The following is a 21121-nucleotide window of genomic DNA, read 5'->3' as shown; positions in this document are numbered from 1 at the left end:
TCTGACCAGAAGGTCGGGAAGTCGGGAAGTCGGAGAGTCGGTCTGAGAGGGCTCTCGCCCGGTCCTACTTGGCGGCGCCGAGCTCGATCGGCACGCCGACGAGGGAGCCGTACTCGGTCCAGGAGCCGTCGTAGTTCTTGACGTTCTGGACGCCCAGCAGCTCGGAGAGGACGAACCAGGTCAGGGCCGAGCGCTCACCGATGCGGCAGTAGGCGATCGTGTCCTTGGCGAGGTCGACGTTCTCCTCGGCGTACAGCTCCTTCAGGGCGTCGTCCGACTTGAAGGTGCCGTCGTCGTTGGCGTTCTTCGACCACGGGATGTTCTTCGCGGACGGCACGTGGCCGGGGCGCTGCGACTGCTCCTGGGGCAGGTGGGCCGGGGCGAGCAGCTTGCCGGAGAACTCGTCGGGGGACCGCACGTCGACCAGGTTCTGCGAGCCGATCGCGGCGACGACGTCGTCGCGGAAGGCGCGGATCGCGGTGTTCTGCGGCTTGGCCTGGTAGTCGGTCGCGGCGCGCTCGGGGACGTCGTCGCCGGCGACCAGCTCGCGGGCGTCCAGCTCCCACTTCTTGCGGCCGCCGTCGAGGAGCTTGACGTTCTCGTGGCCGTAGAGCTTGAAGTACCAGTAGGCGTACGACGCGAACCAGTTGTTGTTGCCGCCGTAGAGGATGACCGTGTGGTCGTTGGCGATGCCCTTGCCGGACAGGAGCTTCTCGAAGCCCTCCTGGTCGACGAAGTCACGGCGGATCGGGTCCTGCAGATCCTGCGTCCAGTCGATGCGGATCGCGTTCTTGATGTGGTTCTTCTCGTAGGCGGACGTGTCCTCGTCCACCTCGACGATGGCGATGGTCGGGTCGTCCAGGTGCTCCTGGAGCCAGTCGGCGTCGACCAGGACGTCGCTGCGGCTCATGCTTTCTCCTCCGGGGCAGTTGCGGCGGGGCGTGTGCGAGTGCGAGGGCGTGCTTCAGTGCGCACGGGTGCCCGAGCGGGGCAGGGTGGTGAACGCGGACGCGGAGCGGTCCGCTCAGAACCGGCGACAGAGCATGGCGGCGACGCGGCACAGGTCGACTGCCCGCCGCTTCGTGAGATCCGCCTGTCGCTTCATAGGCTCGATCGTAGGGATGTCCGGGCGGACATGTCACCGGTGTGTCGCATCCTGAGACGCGATGGTCCACATGGCGGGACGGGAGGGCCGTCCGGCCCGTGTTCACGCGGCTCCCGCCCGCCTGTACCGTCCCCCGCATCTACGAGCCGGACTCCCCCGTCTCGCCTGTCGGACTTCGGCCCCTGCGCAGGCCCTATCCGGCCAGCTTGACGTCGGTGCCCTTGACGGTGATGTCGACGCCGTCCTCGGCCGCCTGCACACTGTCCAGCTTGATCCCGCCGGGCAGCCGGTCGATGGCCTGCTGGAAGTCGGTGATCTGGCGGACCTTGCCCTCGGCCAGGGCCGCGCCGGCCACCTGCGGGAGGTCGTCGGCGCGCACGCTGACCTTGTTGTTCGCCACCGACACCGAGCTGAGGACCGGCACCGTCCTCTTCACGTGCAGGGCCTGGATCTCGAACTCCACCGCCACCTTGATCTTCCCGTGGCCCCCGTCCGACAGCCCGACCACCTGGGCCAGCACCCCGGGCGCGACCTCGGTCTGCCGGAACTTCGCGGCCTTCATCAGGTCGTCGTACCCGATCGTCGCGGTACCGGTCGCGCTCGCGGCGGTGGCCGAGCTGTAGTCACTGGAGAAGTCGACGCTCTTCATGTCGGCCTTCAGGTGGTCGATGCGGATCGTCTCGCCCGCCGTGCCGGTGGCGGCCTCGTAGTCGTCGATGCCGACCTCGACGTCGTCCAGGGTGCCGCCCGCGACCTGGGTCAGGAACGGGAACCCCTTGATGTCCACGTCCGGCGTCGAGGCGAGGTTCTCCGTCGACTTCAGCTTGTCCGCGGCCTCGCCCTCCGCGAAGTGCACGGCGATGCGGTCCGCGAGCACGAAGAGTCCGCCCAGGATCACGACGATGATCAGCGATATACGAAGCGCGCGCATTGCTCTTGGTCCCCCACGTGGCCGGTCGGCGGTCAGCGGACCCACCGTAACCCTGCGGCAAAGACCCACCGGAGTTTTGTCGACCACTTGTGACCGACGGGTAGTTCAGGCCCGGTGCCGGCTGCCCTGGTGCTGCCGCAACAGCACGTTCGCGTCGGTCTCGGCACTCCGGTCGTACGACGCCCGCGCGGCCTCCCTGCGCTCCACCAGCTCGGCACAGCGGCCGCAGCCCGGCACGGGCCGCGGGGCCCGGCTCGGATCACCGGGCAGCGGCAGCGCCATCCCCGGCGCACCCGCCGCACGCTCGTTGACCGCCCGCACCCCGGCACTGAGCCGCTCCCGGTCCGTCGCCGGCCGCAGCGCCTCCGGATCGGCCTCCCACTCCACTCCCCCGCCGACCGGCCGCAGCATGACGTACGACCCGACGCGGTCCCGGTACTCCCCGACCCGGTCGGTGGCGGGGTCGTAGAACAGCGTTCCGGGTTCGGCCTGCATGATTGTGCTCCTTTTCCCAACTTCTCCCTGAAATACGGCAATTGCACTACTCTGTGTGCTTGCCGGGTCACCAGGAGCATGGCCCATGAGCGGGGTCGGCACGCCGCCGAGGAGGGGTGCTTCGCCGGAGGTCGGCGCTAGTTCCACAAATTCCACAGGCTGTTCCACAGGGTTGAGCGGAGGATGCGATGCCGCCGAGGCGGGTGATCACGGGGCGCAGTCAGGAGCCACGACAGCGGTTCGCGGAGGAGCTGCGGTTACTCCGGTCGGAGAAAGGGGTGTCCCTCCGGGAGTTGGCGAGAGTGGTCGGCTGGGACCCGTCCCAGTTCGGGAAGATGGAGAACGGCCACTCCCTGGGCAGTCCCGAGATCGTCCAGGCACTCGACCAGTACTACGGGACTCCGGGTCTGCTGCTGGCCCTGTGGGAGCTGGCGATGGCGGACCCTACGCAGTTCCGGGAGCGGTACCGCCGGTACATGTCGCTGGAGGCCGAGGCGGTGAGTATGTGGCACTACGCCACGTGCAATCTGCCGGGCGTACTGCAAACACCGGGATACGCACGTGAGTTGCTCAGCGTCGGCGGGCTCAGGGCTGAGGATCTGGACGCGCAGGTCGAGGCGCGGGTGGGGCGTCAGGCGTTGCTGCTGGCTGAGGACGCTCCGCAATTCCGCACGATTCTCTCCGAAGGGGTGCTGCGCACGCCGCTTCAGGAGCCCGGTCAGTGGCGAGCGCAGCTACAACACCTGCAACTCATGGGAAACCGGCACAACGTCACCATCCAGGTGCTGCCGTTCTCGGCGGGTCTCCTCGGCCTCACGAACACCGACACGATGTTCCTGCGGGACGCGAGCGGGCAGACCGTGGCCTGGGTCGAGACCGGCTACTCCGGTGAACTGGCCCAGGAATCAGCGGCCGTTGAGCGGCTTCAGCTCCGATACGATCGTGTACGCGATTCGGCGTTGTCTCCGGGCGAATCGCGGCAGTTCATCGGGCGGATGTTGGAGGAAGCGTCATGCGAGCCATCGACCTGAGCAGCGTGACATGGCGCAAGAGCAGTTACAGCAACCAGGACGGCGGCCAGTGTCTGGAAGTCACCGACGACCTCCTCGACACCGCCGCCTGGCGCAAGAGCAGCTACAGCAACCAGGACGGCGGCAACTGCCTCGAAGTCTCCGACGGCGTCCCCTCCCTCGTTCCGGTGCGGGACAGTAAGGACGCCGCCCGAGGCGCCCTCCTGTTCGGGGCGGGGGCCTGGGCGGCGTTCGTGGCGGGGGTCAGGACTGGGTGTCCGCGCTCCGCATCGAGGTGACGGCGTCCGCGACCGTCGAGCGGTAGAGCCCCAGCTTGGGCTTCTTGACGTGCGCGCCGGAGCCGAGGGAGAAGTTCAGGGTCTCGGCGTTGGACATGTGGTCGCCGTTGGCGAGGACGTTCAGCTCGTCCATGCCCGGCACGGTGCCCGTGGTCGCGCCGCTCGGGTCGAGGTCGATGACCGCGTACGCGGTGCGGCCGGCGTACACCGGGTAGGCGGGGGCGCCGCCGAGGCCGCCCGGGATGAGCGGCTTGACGACCGTGCCGCCGTTCGCAGCGTGCGAGTCGTCGATGCTGACCAGCGGGAAGTAGCTCAGGCCGCACGAGTCGGAGCCGAGGTTGCGGACCTCGATGACCCGCTGCGAGGGCGCGCCGGACCGGCGGACCACGTGCACGGAGATGCCGCGGCTGGTGCAGGGGTGGGTCCAGGCCCAGCTGTCGCTGGTGGCGTGGCCGCCGCCGGAGCGGCGGTGGGCGGAGGCGGCCCGGTGCGAGGTGCTGGTGCCGCCGGCGTTGCCGTGCGCGGCCTCCTTCACCGACGCCTTCGAGACATTCTTGGCCGGGGCCGAGTGGGTGGGCTTGGCGCCGCCCGGGGTGGAGGCGGCGGCGTGCGTCTTCTGGCCGCCCGTAGCCGGGGTGCCCGCGGCGTCGGCGGACCCGCCGCACGCGGTGAGGGCGACCGTACCGGCGAGCAGGACGACGGCGGAGGAGAGGGCGGTCTTCACGGACATGTCGGTGCACCTTCCGAGGTGATCGATTGGGATGCCGCAACTGTGCGGGCTGCCCCGTCCCGCTTGCCACAGTCTCGCCACAGGTGGGGACAGTGAAACCGTTCCACCCATCTGAGCTGCGAGAATGAGGCTGCCTGGAACGTGATTCCGGGACGCGGAGGGGGATGGAATGACCACGCACGTCGAGGATTTCGCACACGCGCTGCGCGAGCTGAAGGAGCGGTCGGGGCGCACCTACGGCTCACTCGCCACCCGGATGAACGTCAGCACCTCCACGCTGCACCGCTACTGCCACGGCGCGGCCGTGCCGACCGAGTTCGGCCCGGTGGAACGGTTCGCCCGGCTGTGCGGGGCGACTCGGGAAGAGCTGACAGCGCTGCACCGGCGCTGGCTCCTCGCGGACTCGGTCCGCCGCGAGCCCGGCCGTCCGGCATCGGAGGCACCGGCCGAACCCGAGGTACAGGAACCTTCGGCCACCCCCGAGGGTGCGGTCCCGGACCCGGGCGCGGAACCGGACCCGGACCCGCAACGCCCCCGCCGCCCCCGCCGTACCAAGGCCGCCGCCCTCCTCAGCGGCGTCGCCGCCCTCGCCGTAGCGCTGCCGCTGGGGCTGCACGCGGGATTCGGGGCCGACGGCGGCCGGCCGACGGCGGCGCACCGGCAGGGGGTGGCCGACGTCAGCGCGGCGGGAACCCCGTCGGCGCGGTCGGCGGAGGCCACCGCGTCCGGCACGCCGTCGGCGTCCCCCTCAGCGCACGCCTCCCGGAAGAGTGGCGGCACCGCGCCCGAGGCGGGCCGGGCCGCGTCGAAGGCGCCGGTGAAGGACGGCGGCGGCGCACCGCCGGTGCAGGTGAGCGTGCTGTCGGACAACTGGGACACGCAGTGCGGGCAGTGGTTCGCGCTGCCGCAGACTCCGGACAAGGTCCCGCCGCCGCCGTCGCTCCAGGAGACGAACGCGTGGGCGGCCGCGCTCGGCGGGATTCCGGGCGGGCATCTGCGGCTCCAGTTGACCGCGCAGAGCATGCACGGGCAGCCGGTGGTGCTGCACGCGCTGTACGTGCGGGTGGTGAGCAGCACCCCGGCGCCGAAGCAGAACGCCTACACGCCGGGCTCCGGCTGCGGCGGCGGGCTGACCCCGGCGTCGTTCGCCGTGGACCTCGACGTACCGGTACCCCGCGCGAAGCCGGCGCCCGGCCTCGAAGGGGCCCGGAAGACGCCCACGACCAACTTCCCGTACCAGATCTCCACCCACGACCCGCAGGTCCTCGACGTGGACGCGCACACCTCGGACCGCGTCGTCAGCTGGTACCTCCAACTGGTCTGGAGCTGCGGCGACCGCCAGGGCACCCTGCGCGTCGACGACCACGGCAGGCCCTTCCGCACCGCCGGCCTCAAGAACGACCCCGCCTACTTCTACGACGGCTCGGCCTGGGCGAAGGCCGACCCGGTGGAGTGAACGGCGGGGGCGGGTCGCGTCAGGCGTCGGCGGGTTTGGTGATGACGGCCGGGCTTGGGCTGTCCGTCGTGATGCGTTCCAGGCCGGTGAGGAGGGAGTCCAGCCAGGCCGCTGCCGCGTAGTAGCGGCGGGGTGCTCCGTCGGGCTGGGCCATGAAGCCGTCGAAGGCTGGGTCCCGCAGGGGTACCGGGGGCTCCGGGGTGTCGTCGGTCGGGTCGGTGCGGGCGGAGACCAGCAGCATCCGGCCGGCCACCCGGTCGCCGAGCCGGTCCAGCGCCGCCGCCGCTGTCGCGCCCAGGGGCGGTACGACGGACCGCTCGGGCGGCAGCAGCAGGCGGTCCGCTCCCCACAGGGCGTGGTGTCCGACGATGAGCACGGCCGACCAGTCGGGGGCGTCGTCCCCGGCGCGCATGCCCTTGGGTTCGCTCTGGTACTGCGCGTACGCCGACTCGGCCAGCACGAGGGCGTGGTTCAGCGAGCGGTGACCCGGCGCGGTGGCGGTCGGCTCCCGCGTGCCGCCGACGGCGAGGCGCGCCGTGGTGGCGACCACGACCTCCGCCGCACTGCGCAGCAGTACGGCCCCTGCCCGCCGTAGCTCGTCGTGGGCGCCCCGGGGCCAGGCCAGCAGCCCGAAGACGGCGCCGACCGCGCTGCCGGCCAGCACCTCCAGCACCCGGAACCCGGCGATCTGCCAGGTCGCCGGCGACAGCTGGGCGAACAGCAGGGCGACCACCACCGTGAACAGGCCCTGCGCCCAGCCCACCCCCTTGACCGGGCCGAGCGTGAACGCGGCCAGCATCAGCGGGGGCAGGATCGCCGCGTAGACGACGGTGTCGGAGCCGGCCAGGGTCAGCAGCGCGGCGGCGACGAGCGCGCCGATCAGGGTGCCGAGGAGGGCGGGCCGCATGGCGGACCGGGTCTCGCCGACGGTCGTACGCGTCAGGGTCAGGGTCGCCAGCAGCGCCCAGAACCCGTGCGGCAGGGTGTCCACCCCGGCGATCACCCGGGTCGCCGCCAGCGCCAGGCTGATCCGCACCGCGTTCTGGAAGAACACCGACCTGCTCCCGGCGTGCCCGGCGAGCCGCCGCCACCACAGGCGCGGCGCCCACACGTCGGTGTACCAGAACCGGCCCGGCGCCGCCATCGTCGCGGCCTCCCGCCCCCGTACGGCGAGGTCGGCGGCGGTCGACATCGCGAGCGCGGCGTCCGCCACCTCCAGCACGGCGGCGTCGCGGCGCAGTTCCTCCGGAGCGTCCCCCTCGTCCCGGCCGGCGAGCAGGGCCGCGCGGGCCCGCAGCAGGTTCTCGTGCGCCTCCCGGCGGGGCTCGGCCCCGCGCAGCAGGTCCGCGGTCTCGGCCGCCGCGATGGCCACCGCCCGCAGGAGGTCGGGTCCGGGGCCGGTGGCGGCGTGGCCGGGTGGCAGGTTCCGCAGTGCGCCGAGCAGGGTGCGGGCGGCCAGCCCGGTCTGGGCGAGGGCCCGCTGGCGCACGCTCGGCCCGGCCGGGCGGTCGGCGGGCGGCACCTTGGATGCCCGCAGCCCCGTGCTCGCCTCCCGCGTGGCCCGCGCGGAGTCCTCGGAGAGGGCGTACGGCTCCCCGGCCAGCTCGCCGGCGCACGTCCGTGCCAGGTCGGCGGCGCGGGCGGCCAGCTCCCGGTAGGGCACGGCCGGCGGTTCGGGGAACAGGAACGCCTCGGCCAGGACGAGGAGCAGGATGCCGGTGGTCGCGCCGGTCAGCCGCTCACCGAGGGCGCCGGGGTCGTAGGGCGGGAAGCAGGGCAGGATGTACATCAGCTGCAGGCCGGGCGCCGCTCCCGCCGGGCGCGGGCCGCCCACGGCGACGAAGGCCAGCGAGAAGCCGATGACCAGCATGCCGACGGCCGCGCTCCAGGTCCGTACGGACAAGTAGGTGCCCAGCACGATCAGCACCCAGCAGGCGGGCAGCGACCGCAGCACGACGGCGGCGCGCTGCCGCCCGGTGCCGGGGATGCGGGAGAGGCCCGCCAGGGAGACGGCGGCGAACACCGCGTAGGTGGCGCCGACGGGGGCGTCGAGGCCGTAGAGGAAGAGGTAGAAGCCGGCGGTGCCGGCGAGGGTGACGCGGGCCGAGCGGCGGGCCGCTTCGGCGTACGCGGCGGGCACGCGGCCTGTGCGGGGACCGGTTTCGCGCGGGCCGGCTTCGCGCGGAGCGGACTTGCGCGGGCTGGTTTCGCGCGGGTCGGCCTTGCGCGAGCCGGCCTTGCGCGGACCAGCGCTGCGCAGACCGGCTTTGTGCGGACCGGGCAGATCACCCATGGCCCCAGGATCGCCCACGCCCGCGCTCCCGGCACACGCGGCACCGCTCGGGCTCAGTGGCAGGCGCGGACGACCGCGTGTCCCGTGCCGCGAAACCCTCAGCGTGCGGAGGTGGACGGACTAGGTCATGGCATAGAGCGTCCAGCAAGATCCTCTTCCGGAAGGGGTGATTATCGGCCAAGCTCTCTCTTGTCGAGATCGGGGTTCCGAAAGACAGAGCGGAACGACAGGGGAGATGGGTTCCACCGGCATGAAGAAGACTGTGATCAAAACCTTTACCGCTATCGCTGTCGTGGCGAGCGCCGTCATTCTCGGAACCGCACCGATCACCGGCCACGCGAGCATTGCGCCCACTACCGCATCGGCTCCGGACACGCATGTCAGGCCGGTCGACCTGACCTGGGGAAGCTAGTCATGACACAGGACACGTACAAGTCCATGGAGAAGCCCCCCACTCTTTTCGACGAGCCCGTCGCTCAGCCGTTCACCATGTGGTTCGCCCCGGTTGCCAGGATGGACGGCGAGGAATTCCTGGACCGCCGGTAGCGGGTCGGCCGTAACCGGCGGCCGGCAGTGAATAACGGCCGGCCATAACTGATCTTCCCTGCCGGGACTCCGGTTCGGGATTCATGAAAACACCAAGAGGAGAAACATCATGGGCAACGACCAGAAGATCGAGCAGGAAATCTCCCTCGAGAACCTGGACATCAAGGTCATCGAGCTGGAGGACACCGAGCTGGTCGCGCGTCCGGTCCAGACCGCCGGGCACTGACATCTGCCTCGTCCGCCGGCCGGAGGCACCGAGCTTCCGGCCGGCGGAGGGCGTCAGGCTCTTGCCAGGAGAAGGGGGGATTACTCCATGACGTTTCCGTTCGGGCGGACCGGCCGCGACGTCTTCGAGCAGTCTGCGGGACTGAGGTCACCCGCGACCGTCGACACGAGGGGACTACACGGCACGGTCCTTGAGGACGCCGTGCTCGGCTCGCTCCGTGCCATGCGCGACTCCGCGCAGCGCGACGCGGCGGTGAACGACCTCCGCGTCTACACAGGGGGCGCCCATGAACCGCGTGCCACCGAGGCTTTCCTCTCCCTTGATCCGGGCAGGAATCTGGAAGAGCTCGAAACCACGTGCCGCACGGCTTTCGGTGCTACCGAACACACCGTCGTCATCAACAAGGCGGAGAAATGGTTCCCCGCGGTGGCGCCTGCGGTAGCCGACCTCACGTCGGAGCTCCAGCAGCACATCCCTGACCGCCTGCTGCACGCTGAACTGCTGTATTTCATCGGGGACTCACGCTTCACCCCCTTCGGCATCCACATCGACGACGCCGCCGATGCCCTGCACTTCAACTTCGGACCCTCGCCTCGGCGGATATCGCTCTGGGAGCCTGAGCGGTTCGAAGCGCTGACCGGGGGACGCCGTTCGTATTATCAGACGCAGCGACTCTCCGACCACGGACAGCATCACTCGGTCCAGCGGGGAGACATGTTCTTCCTCCCCGCCACGCGCTATTACCACGTTGCGGAGAACCACGGATTCTCCGTCTCCATGGTGCTCACCCTGATCCAGTACGCCCCTGAGCGGCTGGTCCGCAGAGCCATGCGCTCACGCGCCTTCGAAATGAAGCCTCAGGCGCGGGAGATCGGGCTGCCCGGCGAGCTGCTTCAGCAGGTGCACGACGGCCAGACCGTCGCGCCGTCGGCTGCCGGTGGCCCGAGCATCGACGTCACCGAAGCAGTCGCGGACTATGTGCTGAGGATCAGGAGCAACTGCGGGTTCCGCGCGACGCCGCAGCGCGTCGCGGTGCCCTCCCTCAAGGGCAGGACGGTCCGCCGTGTCGCGCCGTTCCCCGTGATCCTCCAGGAGGGTCACGACGGAACCATCAAGATTTTCGCCCGAGGCACCCTGATCAGCTGTCCGGACCAGCCGGAAATCAGGCGGCTGATCGAGTCGCTGAACGGCGACGAGGTCATCGAGGCGGAAAGCTGTGCCGGTTCGCAGCGTGCCCAGCTCATTCTGACCAAGCTGGTCGGCATCAGCGCTGTCGAGGTGCGGTGATGACCCAGTCGCCCAGTCGGCCGTACCTCCGCAACCCCCGGCTCGAACTGGTCCGAGGGCCGCGCGGTGTGGTCGTGGAGGACGTGGAGACCGGTCGCAGAATCGAGGCCTCACCGCAACTGCTCGCGGTCTGGGAGAGCTTCGCCGTGCCTCGGCCCCTGGATGCCGGAGCCCCGTCACTCGCCCCGGACGTCGTGGGCTTCCTCCTGCGCAACGAGCTCCTGGTGCCCGCTTCGGAGGCCGGGACCGTGATGTCGGGCCTCCTCAAGAAGAGCCGGCGATCCGTGGGGACGACGGCCGCCTGGACAGAACTCTCCACCCGTGAACTCGCAGGCCAGTGGTGTCTGTTCGGTGTGCCTGTCGCGTACGACTGCCCGCGCACCCACTCGCCGGTCGGCGGCCCGGACGCGATCCGGGCGTCCCTCAGGCTCTTCTCGTCCTCATCCGGCGGAGACGCCGGCAGAAGCCTTTGGGACTGGAACCGAAACCGGGGCTTCCACCTGTCCGACGCCCTCCCGCTCGACCTCGGCGACATCTGCCACAACCCGCGCACGGACACGGCGGACGTGGTGGAGCGCAAGGTGCGGCTCGCCGCACGGGAAGTACTCGCCGCAGGCGGCCGGCCGCTGGTGCTGGGCGGCGAGCACTGGCTGAGCCTGCCCGTGCTTCAGGCCGTGGCACAGCATCACCAGTCCTTCAGTGTCATCCATTTCGACGCTCACACCGACAGATACGCCACGCGGAAGGCCAACCAGTCCGGGCTGACCAACGGGAACGTCATGTCCCACGTCGAGGCGCTCGGTCCCGTCCAGCGGCTGCTCCAGATCGGTATCCGCGAATTCGATTACGCCGCCGGTTCGGACGAAGCACCGTCTTCCACGGACAAGACGCGCGTCGTCAGTGCCGCGCAGGTGATCGAGGGATCCGGCATCGAGGAGATCTTCGGGGACATCCCGCGGGAGTCCCCCGTGTACGTCAGCATCGACGCCGATGTGCTGGACCCGGTCGTGGCCCCCGAGGTGGCCTGGCCCGTCATGGGCGGGCTGACGTTCCGCGAGATCGACGCGGCACTGCGCTTCGTCACCCAGGAATTCGAGGTGATCGGCGCGGACCTGGTCGAGGTGACGTCCAGTGAGCAGTCACGCAACCTGGCGGCCATGGCGCTGGCCGGCTGCGCGGGTTCCCTCCTGCTCGCAGGCCGATGAGAGCTGAACCCATGAGCTGGGTCGAGGAGAGTCAAGTGATATTTCGGGACAACTGGGTCGAGGAGCTTGTGCTGTCCTCGGCGGGACTCCGGGAACCCGCTCTGATCAAAAGCGCGGTGTCCGACGTCCATACCCTCGCCGCCGGCCTCAGGAGGGTGGTGGAGGCCTTCGCGCTCTCCACCCAGCGCCCGGTCGCGCGGGTCTTCGCCGGTGACGGCCAGCGCATCGATCTGCTGGAACGGCTCTCGCACTGCGACCCGGATCCGGCACTCGACTTCGAGCAGTGGCTCTCCCAGGTGCTGGGCGAGGACGCGTTCTGCCTGGCCCTCAACGGAGTGCCCAGTTGGGACGACGACCTGCACGAGGTTCTGACAGCGGGTGTGGTGCGCCCCTTGGTCGAAGCGTGGGGCGTACCCGCCGGGGGCCTGGACTTCTACGCCTTCATGGCGAACGCGGGGCAGACGCCCTTCGGTGTGCACGCCGATCGTGAGCCCTCGCTGCTCCTGCACCTCGGACCGGCGGCCAAAGAGTGCCTGATCTGGCGCCGCGAGGACTACGCGCGCCTCGTCGAGTCGGAGGGGCGGGTGTTCGACGCCGAACGTGACGACCGCCGGTTCGACCCGTCCGCCATCGCGGAGCACGCCCAGCGCTTCGTCATGGAGCCGGGTGACGCGCTGCTGATCCCCACCGGTGACTTCCACATCTTCGAGAATTCGGGGTTCTCGGCGTTCATCGGCCTGTCCCTGATGCCCGCGACCCTGGGGGCCGTCGTAGCGGAATCGGTTGCCTTGCTGCTGCGCGACGACGCCGAGACGCCGATCGCGAACGCACCGGTGCCGACTGCGGTTCCCGCGCTGCGCCAGCACGTGATGACATCGCTGAAGGACATCTCCGACCTCGCGGCCAGGACTGCCTCGTACGCCGCTGTCCACCTTCAGCGGCTCCGCAGCAACGGGTACCTCATCTACAAGCCCGTACTGACCGGGGCGCCGCCGGCACTCGGCCCTGACCAGGAGTTGGAGGTCCGGCAGGACTTCCCGATCCTCACCGTGCGCCACGAGGACCGCCTGTGCGTGGCGCTGCACGGGCGACTGCTCGACATGCGCTACGACCCGCGCATCGAGGAGTGGTTCGGCTGGCTGGCCGGTCGCCCTGCTTCGTTCACCTGCCGTGAGGCCGTGAACCGGCTCGACGGACACGAACTGAGAGAGATCGCGGGGCATCTGCTGCGGGTCGCCGTACAGCACCGTGGCCTGCGCGCCCTCAGCGGGGACCGGGGCCGGAAGGGACGCACGTCATGACATCAACGAACCTGGCCCGGCGTCCTGTTGAGAGGAAGCCCGGCCGGCCCGTCGAGTGGAGTGTCGACGAGGGCCCCGTCATCATCCGTGCCGGGGCATCGGACTGGCCGCTGACCCGGACGTGCGCCTCGGGGAGGCTGATCGCCGACCACGGCCAGCGGACGTTGACGGCGGTACGCCGTGCTCCCGCGACCGGGGACGGGCCCGAGCCTGAAACCGTCTGGGGCACGACGCTGCGCGAGTTCCTCCGGTACTGCGAGAGCGGTGACGGCAGTCCCTGTCCAGCCGGCGAGCCGTGGTACGTGAAGGACTGGACGGTCGCCTCCGAGCCCGATCCCGGAGCCTTCCTCCCCGCGGACATGCCCTCCTCGTTGCGCAACTGGTTCGCGCGGCTGCCGCAGGCGGCCAGGCCCGCCTGGGAGTGGATCTACGTGGGGCCGCGTGGTTCCGGTTCCGAGCTGCACGTCGACGTGATGATGAGCAGCGCCTGGAACGCACTCGCGGCGGGGACCAAACGCTGGCGGTTCCTCTCGCCGGCCGCGTCGGTACGTGCGGGCGTGCTGCCCGAGCCGTACCTCGACCTCGTCGGAAACCGGGACCGTCTCGAATTCGAGTGCACCCAGAACGCGGGCGACCTCGTGATCATCCCCAGCGGCTGGGCCCACGAGGTGGTCAACCTCGACACCACGGTGGCCGCCACCGGCAACTTCGTGAACCGGGGGAACGCCGTCTTCGCCCGACGCCACCTGGAGACGAGAGGCCGGGCACCGTGGCTGAAGGTGCTGGGCGCGCTGGAGCACGATGAAGGGAACCGGACGCATGCGGCTTGAACAGATGCGCGCCGACGAAAAGCGCATCAGGGCCAGTCGTGCCTACGATTCGGAACGCGGCCCGGACATCGACCAGTACCACCACCTGATCAATGCCGGTTACCGGGCTCCTGAGAAGGGGCTGTGGTGCGAGTTCGGCGTCAGTACCGGAGGATCCCTCTGGCAACTGTGCGGGGAGACCTCAGGGCCGGTGTACGGCTTCGACAGCTTCGCCGGACTGCCCGAGCAGTGGGAACTGAGCCCGAAGCGCTCCTGGCCCGTCGGCGCCTTTCACGGTGAGCCGAAAGCGCTGCGTGACAACGCGCGCCTCGTGCAGGGGATGTTCGAGAACACGGTCTCCGAGTTCTTCGTCGCGCGCGGTGAGCCGATCGCCCTGGCTCACATCGACTGCGATCTGTACAGCTCGACGCGAACCGTGCTGGACGGCATCGCGGACTACGTGGTGCCGGGGACGGTTCTGATCTTCGACGAACTCTACAACTACCCCAACTTCATGGACCACGAGTTGCGGGCCCTGCTCGAGGTGAGCGAAGAGCGCTCGTGGACCTACGCATACATCGGGCACGTTCCGCAGCGGTCGGCCGCCAGCTTGATCATCACATCCACCGGGGAGAAGGAATGACGGCAGAAAGCCTTCTGGAAGCGACCAACATGCTGCGGAGCCCCGCCTACTGGACATCGTTCGAGGGGTTCGAGCGGCATGACTGGATGAGGCTGCTGCTGGACACGCTGAAGTCCATGACCGCCGCTCCGGACGGCGAGCCGCCGATGACACCCTTTGTGGACGGGGAGGTCAAGCCTGCGCTCATCCCGGAAATCCACGCTCCGAAGCTGCTCGCCGCCTCCACCCTTGAGGAGTTCCTGAAGCTGTGGCTCGGAGGCGAGCGGTTCTACGTCTCCGTCAGCCATCTGTCCGCCTGGAACGAACGCCTGCACGACCTCGCCCACGAGGCGTTCGCGCGTCCCCTCTCCTCTGCCGAGGGCGTGGTCGGCGGCCTGGACGTGTACGCCGTCCTGGGCAACGTCGGTGCCACTCCGTTCGGAATCCACCAGGACGACGAGGCGATCTTCCTTGCCCACTGCGGGCCGAACCCCAAGGAGATCTGGTATTCCGACACCGCGCCGGCCGGCTCCGACGCATCGGCCGCGGAGGAGTGGATGGCCCAGGCGACCCACCATGTGATGCGGACGGGCGACGTGGCCTTCATGCCGGCGGGCATCCATCACCTGTTGCGCTCCTCCGGCTTCGGGGTCTCGCTCGGTTTCGACGTCTTCCCACCGGACTCGACGACATCGCCCGACCGGCAGCGCGCGCTGCGGAGCAACGGATACCTGCTCTCGCCCCCGGCTCGGCCGTCCGCAGGCGCTCCCGGCGACGCTGACGCCGTCGAGTTCGTCGCACCGGGCGGAAGCCGGCCGGAATGGCGGAGCGAACAGGGCGGCAGGATCGCCGCGTTCCTGCGCGGGCGGCAGGTCATCCTGCCCGACACCCCGTGGATGCCGGACGCCCTTCACCTGCTGGGCCGCCCGCAGGGCTTCAGCCGTCACGAACTCGCGGCCATCACCGGTGCGCCGGAGACGGCTCAGCAGATCCTCTCGCTCGCCCTGGACCTGAGGGCGGTCCGGCCTGTGGCGGTGCACGGTGCCTGACAACGCCATCGCTCCGCCGGAGAAGCGCACCTCCGTCGTCCGTGTGCTGCGGGACCCCGTCTTCCGGTTCTTCTTCCTGGGGCAGTCGATCTCCGCTGTCGGTGACGCCATGGTGCCCGTGGCCACCGCCTTCGCGGTCCTGCGCATCAGCGGGTCCGTCACCCTCCTCGGCCTGGTACTGGCAGTGCTGTGGGCCTCCCGCCTCGCCATGGCCCCCGTCGCCGGCCAGATCGCCGACCGCTTCGACCGCGTCCGGGTGCTGGTCTGGTCGGACCTGATCCGCTGCGCGGTCCAGGGGGTCGTCGCCGCTGCTCTGTTCAGCGGACGTGCCACCATCTGGGAACTGGCCACGGGCGCCGCGTTCTACGGAGCGGCCTCGGCGCTCTTCGGTCCGGCCTCCATGGGTCTGCTCGCCGAGACGGTCGACGAGGAACACCGGCAACGAGCCAACGCCCTCGTCGCCATCTCCCAGAACTTCATCGTCATGCTGGGCCCGGCCTTCTCGGGGCTGCTCGCCGCCATGGGGGACTACGGCGTCGCCTACGCGCTCGACTCGGCGTCGTTCCTCGCCAGCGCGGTCTTCCTCACCCTCTTGACGCGTGCCCGATCGCTGGGTCCCCGTCCGGCGCGTGAGCAGTCCGGCACCCACCACGAGCCCGGCCTCACGGGCGAGCCGGTGCGCTCGGGCGCGGCGCAGGGGTCCTTCCTCAAGCGGGAGTTCGCACGCTTCCGCGAGGGTGTCGCCGTCGTGAACAAGCACCCGTGGATGTGGAGCTCGTTCCTGGCCTCTGCTGTGACCAACGTGGGGACCTCGGCCTTCTTCGTCCTGGGTCCGGCGGCCACCGAGGCACGGCTCGGCGGTGCGGCCACGTGGGGGCTGGTGGGGACCTCCGCCTCCCTCGGTGGCCTGCTGGGCGGAATGGTGGCGTCCCGCTGGCACCCCCGTAAACCGCTGGTGACGGGATACCTGCTGATGGGCCTGCTGATACCGGCCGAGCTGGTGGCGCTCGCCTCGGGCGGCCGGGTGCTGCTGGTCCTCACCTCGGGCACGGCCATCGCCGGCATGGTGTTCGGCACCGTGCTCCTGGACACGGCCATCCAGTCGCAGGTTCCCGAGGATTCCATGGCGAGGGTGGATGCCCTGGACACCTTCATCTCGACCCTGCCCATGCCGCTGGGACTCCTCGCCGCGGGGCCGGCAGCGGACCTGATCGGCATGTCGCACCTGCTGATCGGCATGGCGGCGGCCACGGCAGTGGCGAACCTCCTGGTACCGCTGGCGCGTGGATCGAGGACGTACCGAAACCCCGCGGCCACGGCGCATCCCAAGGAAATGGAGTTGGCATGACTGCCACGAGGGACCTGACCTCGGAGGAATCCGCGGAGCTCCGCCGTCTCGGCGCGTCCTCCGTCACGATGGACGAGCTGGCCGCGATCCGGAGCCGACGCGGGGGCGATGCGGCCCTGGAGGTCGGACGGATCATCCGCGTGGAACGCGACCGCGCACAACTCGCCACGGCGACGGGCCACCCCATGGCGCGCTTCGGGGCGTGCGGGGTGCCCGCGGTCGGCGACTGGGCGACAGCCCGCCGCCTCGGCGAAGGCACCGTGGTGCTGGACGCACTGCTGCCGAGGAGCAGCGCCATCGTGCGGCGCGCACCCGGCAGCCGAGGCGAGCCGCAGGCACTCGCCACCAACGTGGACACGATCCTGAACGTGGTCGCGGCGGACCGGGACATCCAGATCTCCCGGCTCGAACGCTTCCTGGCCATGTCGTGGGAGAGCGGCGCCACCCCTGCGGTCGTCCTGACCAAGACAGACGTGACCCCCGTCGGCGTCCTGGACGAGGCGGTACGGCAGATCGCCGGGATCGCCTACGGTGTGCCCGTCCTCGCCGTGTCCGGGCTCACCGGGGAGGGGCTGGACGGGCTCACCTCCGACCTCCTGGGCGATGGCCGGACCCTCGCGGTGCTCGGTGCGTCAGGCGCGGGGAAGACCACACTCGTCAACGCCCTTCTCGGCGGCGGCACCCTGCGGACCTCCGCCGTCCGCGAGAACGACGGCAAGGGGCGGCACACCACGACCTGGCGCGAGTTGGTGACACTGCCCGGTGGCGGTGCCGTCATCGACACTCCTGGGCTGCGGGCGCTGTCGGTGTGGTTGTCGGCCGACGCCATGGACGCCACCTTCACCGACGTCACCGAGCTGGCGCAGGACTGCCGTTTCTCGGACTGCGGGCACGGCAACGAGCCCGGGTGCGCGGTGCTGGCAGCGGTCGAGTCGGGGGCTCTCCAGAGCCGGCGTCTCGACAGCTACCGGCAGCTACTCCGGGAGAACGACTATCTGGAGCGCCGCGGCAACCCCCGGCTGGAGCAGGAGTACTTCATGCGGAGTCACAGCCTGTACAAGGAGGGCCGGGCCCGGGCGGCCGCCAAGGGCAAGCCCGTGCCGCGCCGGGGCTTCTGACATGGCGTCCGGCTCACCGCGCCAGGGGGATCCAGCCGTCCTGGACGGCGCGGCTGCCGGCCTCGAACCTGCTCCGGGCGTTCAGCTGCTGCATCAGCCCGCTGACGATGCGGCGGGTGGTCCGGGGCGAGACGCCCAGGCGGTGGGCGATGGCCTCGTCGGTCAGCCCCTGGCTGAGCAATCGCAAGGTCTCGGCTTCCTGGGCCGTCAGGCCGCGGGCGTCACGCCTTCCGGGTTCGGCCAGGGGGCCGGCGCCGTTCCAGATGCTCTCGAAGAGGGCGTTCAGCGCGGTCACGGTGCCCTGCCCGCGCAGGACCACCGCGCCGAGGGCCGCGTCCGTCGCGCTGGTCGGCAGCACCGCGACCCGGTGGTCGATGAGGATCAGACGGACCGGCAGTGCGGCGACGGTGCGTACATGGGCGCCGCGGTCGCTGAGCCATTGGATGTGTGCCAGCGTCTGCGGGTCGTTGCGCACGCTGTCGAGGTAGATGGTCCGGATCTTCACACCCCGAGCGAGCAGCTCGGAGTTGGGGCCGCGGCTGGCCTCCAGGTCCGCTGCCGAATGCGCGCCTCCCGGCGCCAGGGTCAGCACCTCGTCCATCGCTCCAGCCCCGAGTTCCTCCAGCTTGAGGCGGATATCCGCGATTCCGCGGATCTCTTCTCCCACCGAGCTACGGGTTCCGGTTCCCCCGTCCGAGCACTCCGCGATCAGCTGGGCTGCCGCGGCCCGAGAGGCTTCGATGCGCTGCTGCTGCGCCAGCAACTCCGCTTGCTGGCGCGCCAACAGCAATTCCATGCCGAGGGATGCGCTCACCGCCCGGAATCCTGAGGGGTCCGTCGCGGTGCTGACCAGAGCCAGGGAACTGAGCCGGTCCAGTGCTTCGCCCACGTCTTGCTGGGACACGTCGAGCCGGCGGGCCAGGTCGGCCACGGTCTCCTGCGGATGCCGGATCATCGCCCGATAAACCAACTCCGCCATCGCGTCAAGCCCGAGCGTCTGCAACATATTCAAATCCCCCTGAACGTTGAGCGACCCGCGAGGGGCCCATCCGATGTTAATCGATGCAGATCCGCCTTCCGCGGGGCGCACACGAACGCCAGTCACCGCGGGGCGATCCCGACTATGCGCACCAATAGGGTCATGTATCTAATTCACGCAGAAGTCAAACCGACGGACTGTGAACTCCCCTGCGACATAACGGAGTTGATCATCGAAGAGGCGGTGCCCGCAGACGGTTTGCAGCGCGTGAAGGCCCACCCCGAGGGACCGGGGGGGCCGGTACTCGGCCTCTTCGTCGTCGCTGACTCGCTCAACGAGGCAGAGGCGGCCGCCGACCGCCTCTGCCGACGGGCGTTCGCACGATGCCAAGTAATTCCAGGGCTCACTTTGGGGCGCTGCGAGGCAGTGATCGTTCCTGCTTTCCATGACCGCCTCATGAATACCTGAACCACACCTACGACCCGTCGGCGCAATGCGCCGCGGGAAGGGAATGAACGTGATGCCATCCATGACCGAGAGTGGCACGGGCCTCGATTCAGGCCGTATGGAGCGGGTACTCGCTTCGCTCGCACCCGACGACGCGGCGGCGGTGCGCGCCTGGCTCGGCAAGGGCGGCCGGCAGATCGATGACGCCGCGCTCGTCGCCGACCACGAGCCAGTGGATCTCGGCCGGCGGCCCTCATCGGACGATCCGCAGGCCATCCGACGGGTAGGCGTCATCGGCGGAGGCACAGCCGGCTATCTCACGGCGCTGGCACTGCAGGCCAAGCGCCCCTGGCTCCAGGTGGAGCTCGTCGAATCGCGCGACATCCCCATCATCGGCGTCGGCGAGGCCACCGTTCCCTACCTGCTCTGGTTCCTGCACCAGCTGGTCGGAATAGACATGGCCGAATTCTACGAGCGGGTCCGCCCCGCCTGGAAGCTCGGAATCAAATTCGATTGGGGAGCCGACCCGGACGGATTCACCGCCCCCTTCGGATGGGGACAGCATTCGATCGGCATGCTGGGAGCCCTGCGCGAGCACGGCGGCATCGATCCGTTCAATCTCACCTCGCTGCTGATGCAGAACGATGTGACACCTGTCCTGAACGTGGGCAAGGAACCGGTGTCGCTGCTCAAGCATTTGCCGTTCGCCTATCACCTGGACAACAGCGGTTTCGTCGGATATCTGCGGGAGCTCGCGGAGCGACGCGGAATTCAGCACGTCGACGCCACGGTCACAGACGTCGTTCTCGACAGCCGGGGCTGGGTGGACCGGCTGCGCACGGTCGACGGCCGTGATCTGAGCTACGACCTCTACGTGGATTGCACCGGGTTCCGCTCGAAGCTGCTGGGCGAAGGGCTGGGTGTGCCGTACGAAAGCTACGCCGGCAGTCTGTTCACCGACTCGGCGATCACCGCGGAGCGGGACCACCGTGGTCATCTGAAGCCCTACACCACCGCCACCACCATGAATTCCGGGTGGTGCTGGACGATTCCCGTACCCGACTGCGATCACATGGGCTACGTCTATTCGTCGGCTTCCATGTCCGATGACGAGGCCGCCGCCGAACTGACTCGGCGCTACCCGGGCGTCACCGGGCTGAAGCAGCTCCGATTCAAGTCCGGCCGCCGCAGCGAGGTCTGGCGCAACAACGTCATCGCTGTGGGCAACTCCTACGGGTTCGTCGAACCACTGGAGTCCTCGGCGCTTCACATGATGACCGTGACGGTCCAGACCTTGCTCAGCACCCTTCCGGAATCCTGGGCCAGGCCCAATGCGCAGGCGATGGTCAACACCTACCTGGCCCGCAAGTGGGATTCGCTGCGCTGGTTCCTGGCCATCCACTACCGGTTCAACACCCGGCTCGACACGCCGTTCTGGAAGGAGGCCCGCGAGCTGACGGACGTCTCCGGCTGGCAGCCCCTGCTCGACCTCTTCGCGGACGGCGCCCCGCTGGCGAGGCGCGAGGAGTCGGTGAAACAGCTGATCCTCGACGCCGCTCCGACGCCCTTCGGCATCGGCGGAGTCGACACGCTGCTGCTGGGCCAGCAGGTGCCGGCCCGACTCCTGCCCGCCACCGAGCCGCCCGAGCACTGGGATGCCCGACGGCGGGCCGCCGAGACGCTGACCCGGCACGCGCTGCCTCAGCACGATGCCCTGCAGGTCGTCTCTTCTCACCCGGAGATGCTCAGCGAACTGCTCCAGGACGACGACAGCTGGGCCGGTCCGCGGGCCATGCCGCCCGGTGACATGAGCGTGGGAATCAACTGAACCGTCCGCTCGTGACACACAGTTCGCGTGCACAGAC

General features: G+C 69.7%; 20 protein-coding genes. 14 read left to right on the top strand and 6 right to left on the bottom strand.

The features are described from left to right. Positions 1 to 64 precede the first annotated feature (64 nt). The 3 genes from DBP14_RS18650 to DBP14_RS18635 all read right to left on the bottom strand — a co-directional run bounded on the left by DBP14_RS18650 (position 65) and on the right by DBP14_RS18635 (position 2531). Complete coding sequence (locus DBP14_RS18650) at positions 65 to 910, bottom strand: sulfurtransferase (protein ID WP_129308310.1); 846 nt, start codon at positions 908 to 910, stop codon at positions 65 to 67. Between the two features lie 388 nt (positions 911 to 1298). Beyond that, complete coding sequence (locus tag DBP14_RS18640) at positions 1299 to 2036, bottom strand: DUF2993 domain-containing protein (RefSeq protein ID WP_129308309.1); 738 nt, start codon at positions 2034 to 2036, stop codon at positions 1299 to 1301. A 105-nt stretch (positions 2037 to 2141) separates the two neighbouring features. Beyond that, on the bottom strand, positions 2142 to 2531 hold the full coding sequence (locus tag DBP14_RS18635) for a hypothetical protein (RefSeq protein ID WP_129308308.1): 390 nt from the start codon (positions 2529 to 2531) through the stop codon (positions 2142 to 2144). Between the two features lie 188 nt (positions 2532 to 2719). Here DBP14_RS18635 and DBP14_RS18630 point away from each other — a divergent pair, with 188 nt between their 5' ends. Together DBP14_RS18630 and DBP14_RS18625 are read left to right on the top strand one after the other, a co-directional pair. Then, positions 2720 to 3562, top strand: a complete 843-nt coding sequence (locus tag DBP14_RS18630) for a helix-turn-helix transcriptional regulator (RefSeq protein WP_129308307.1) — start codon at positions 2720 to 2722, stop codon at positions 3560 to 3562. After that, positions 3544 to 3840: a DUF397 domain-containing protein gene (locus DBP14_RS18625; protein ID WP_129308306.1), complete on the top strand. Its 297-nt coding sequence runs from the start codon at positions 3544 to 3546 to the stop codon at positions 3838 to 3840. Before DBP14_RS18630 ends, DBP14_RS18625 begins: the two co-directional genes overlap by 19 nt. Here the strand turns inward: DBP14_RS18625 and DBP14_RS18620 are convergent. Beyond that, positions 3806 to 4570, bottom strand: a complete 765-nt coding sequence (locus DBP14_RS18620; RefSeq protein ID WP_129308305.1) for a hypothetical protein — start codon at positions 4568 to 4570, stop codon at positions 3806 to 3808. The two genes, DBP14_RS18625 and DBP14_RS18620, sit on opposite strands and share 35 nt — an antisense overlap. Positions 4571 to 4739: 169 nt before the next feature. Between DBP14_RS18620 and DBP14_RS18615 the strand changes: the two genes are divergently transcribed. Then, a complete protein-coding gene (locus DBP14_RS18615) occupies positions 4740 to 6026 on the top strand; it encodes a transcriptional regulator (RefSeq protein ID WP_129308304.1) in 1287 nt (428 codons plus the stop codon). A gap of 19 nt (positions 6027 to 6045) precedes the next feature. On the opposite strand, the gene DBP14_RS18610 is transcribed toward DBP14_RS18615, so the two are convergent. Then, the gene (locus DBP14_RS18610) at positions 6046 to 8319 is read right to left on the bottom strand and encodes an FUSC family protein (protein WP_129308303.1); all 2274 of its coding nucleotides are present in this window, start codon (positions 8317 to 8319) and stop codon (positions 6046 to 6048) included. Positions 8320 to 8569: 250 nt separating this feature from the next. Here DBP14_RS18610 and DBP14_RS36115 point away from each other — a divergent pair, with 250 nt between their 5' ends. From DBP14_RS36115 to rsgA, 10 genes are all read left to right on the top strand, one after another. Further along, the gene (locus DBP14_RS36115; RefSeq protein ID WP_164992357.1) at positions 8570 to 8731 is read left to right on the top strand and encodes a hypothetical protein; all 162 of its coding nucleotides are present in this window, start codon (positions 8570 to 8572) and stop codon (positions 8729 to 8731) included. Positions 8732 to 8733: 2 nt separating this feature from the next. Beyond that, on the top strand, positions 8734 to 8865 hold the full coding sequence (locus tag DBP14_RS37310; RefSeq protein ID WP_277752711.1) for a hypothetical protein: 132 nt from the start codon (positions 8734 to 8736) through the stop codon (positions 8863 to 8865). A gap of 313 nt (positions 8866 to 9178) precedes the next feature. Next, positions 9179 to 10378 (top strand): hypothetical protein, encoded by a 1200-nt coding sequence (locus DBP14_RS18605; RefSeq protein WP_129308302.1) that lies wholly within the window; start codon positions 9179 to 9181, stop codon positions 10376 to 10378. Next, entirely contained in the window at positions 10378 to 11583 is a 1206-nt protein-coding gene (locus DBP14_RS18600; RefSeq protein WP_129308301.1) for an arginase family protein, read from the top strand. The genes DBP14_RS18605 and DBP14_RS18600 overlap by 1 nt, the downstream gene beginning before the upstream one ends. 116 nt (positions 11584 to 11699) lie before the next feature. Next, complete coding sequence (locus DBP14_RS18595) at positions 11700 to 12884, top strand: hypothetical protein (RefSeq protein ID WP_129308300.1); 1185 nt, start codon at positions 11700 to 11702, stop codon at positions 12882 to 12884. Continuing rightward, a complete protein-coding gene (locus DBP14_RS18590; RefSeq protein ID WP_129308299.1) occupies positions 12881 to 13714 on the top strand; it encodes a cupin-like domain-containing protein in 834 nt (277 codons plus the stop codon). Before DBP14_RS18595 ends, DBP14_RS18590 begins: the two co-directional genes overlap by 4 nt. Continuing rightward, complete coding sequence (locus DBP14_RS18585) at positions 13704 to 14336, top strand: class I SAM-dependent methyltransferase (RefSeq protein WP_164992356.1); 633 nt, start codon at positions 13704 to 13706, stop codon at positions 14334 to 14336. Before DBP14_RS18590 ends, DBP14_RS18585 begins: the two co-directional genes overlap by 11 nt. After that, positions 14333 to 15364 (top strand): hypothetical protein, encoded by a 1032-nt coding sequence (locus tag DBP14_RS18580; RefSeq protein ID WP_129308297.1) that lies wholly within the window; start codon positions 14333 to 14335, stop codon positions 15362 to 15364. The genes DBP14_RS18585 and DBP14_RS18580 overlap by 4 nt, the downstream gene beginning before the upstream one ends. Beyond that, on the top strand, positions 15357 to 16712 hold the full coding sequence (locus DBP14_RS18575) for an MFS transporter (RefSeq protein ID WP_164992355.1): 1356 nt from the start codon (positions 15357 to 15359) through the stop codon (positions 16710 to 16712). Before DBP14_RS18580 ends, DBP14_RS18575 begins: the two co-directional genes overlap by 8 nt. Next, positions 16709 to 17830 carry a ribosome small subunit-dependent GTPase A gene (gene rsgA / locus DBP14_RS18570; protein WP_129308295.1) on the top strand — a complete coding sequence of 374 codons (1122 nt, stop codon included), beginning with the start codon at positions 16709 to 16711 and terminating at the stop codon, positions 17828 to 17830. Before DBP14_RS18575 ends, rsgA begins: the two co-directional genes overlap by 4 nt. Before the next feature lie 13 nt (positions 17831 to 17843). Here the strand turns inward: rsgA and DBP14_RS18565 are convergent, their stop codons facing one another. Next, positions 17844 to 18836: a LuxR C-terminal-related transcriptional regulator gene (locus tag DBP14_RS18565; protein WP_129308294.1), complete on the bottom strand. Its 993-nt coding sequence runs from the start codon at positions 18834 to 18836 to the stop codon at positions 17844 to 17846. A 502-nt stretch (positions 18837 to 19338) separates the two neighbouring features. On the opposite strand from DBP14_RS18565, the gene DBP14_RS18560 reads away from it, so the two are divergent. Continuing rightward, positions 19339 to 21084: a tryptophan 7-halogenase gene (locus DBP14_RS18560; protein ID WP_164992354.1), complete on the top strand. Its 1746-nt coding sequence runs from the start codon at positions 19339 to 19341 to the stop codon at positions 21082 to 21084. Positions 21085 to 21121: the final 37 nt, after the last annotated feature.

The sequence above is a fragment of the Streptomyces sp. L2 genome (assembly GCF_004124325.1).
Lineage (GTDB): Bacteria > Actinomycetota > Actinomycetes > Streptomycetales > Streptomycetaceae > Streptomyces.
This window is presented reverse-complemented; position numbering and strand designations above follow the sequence as displayed.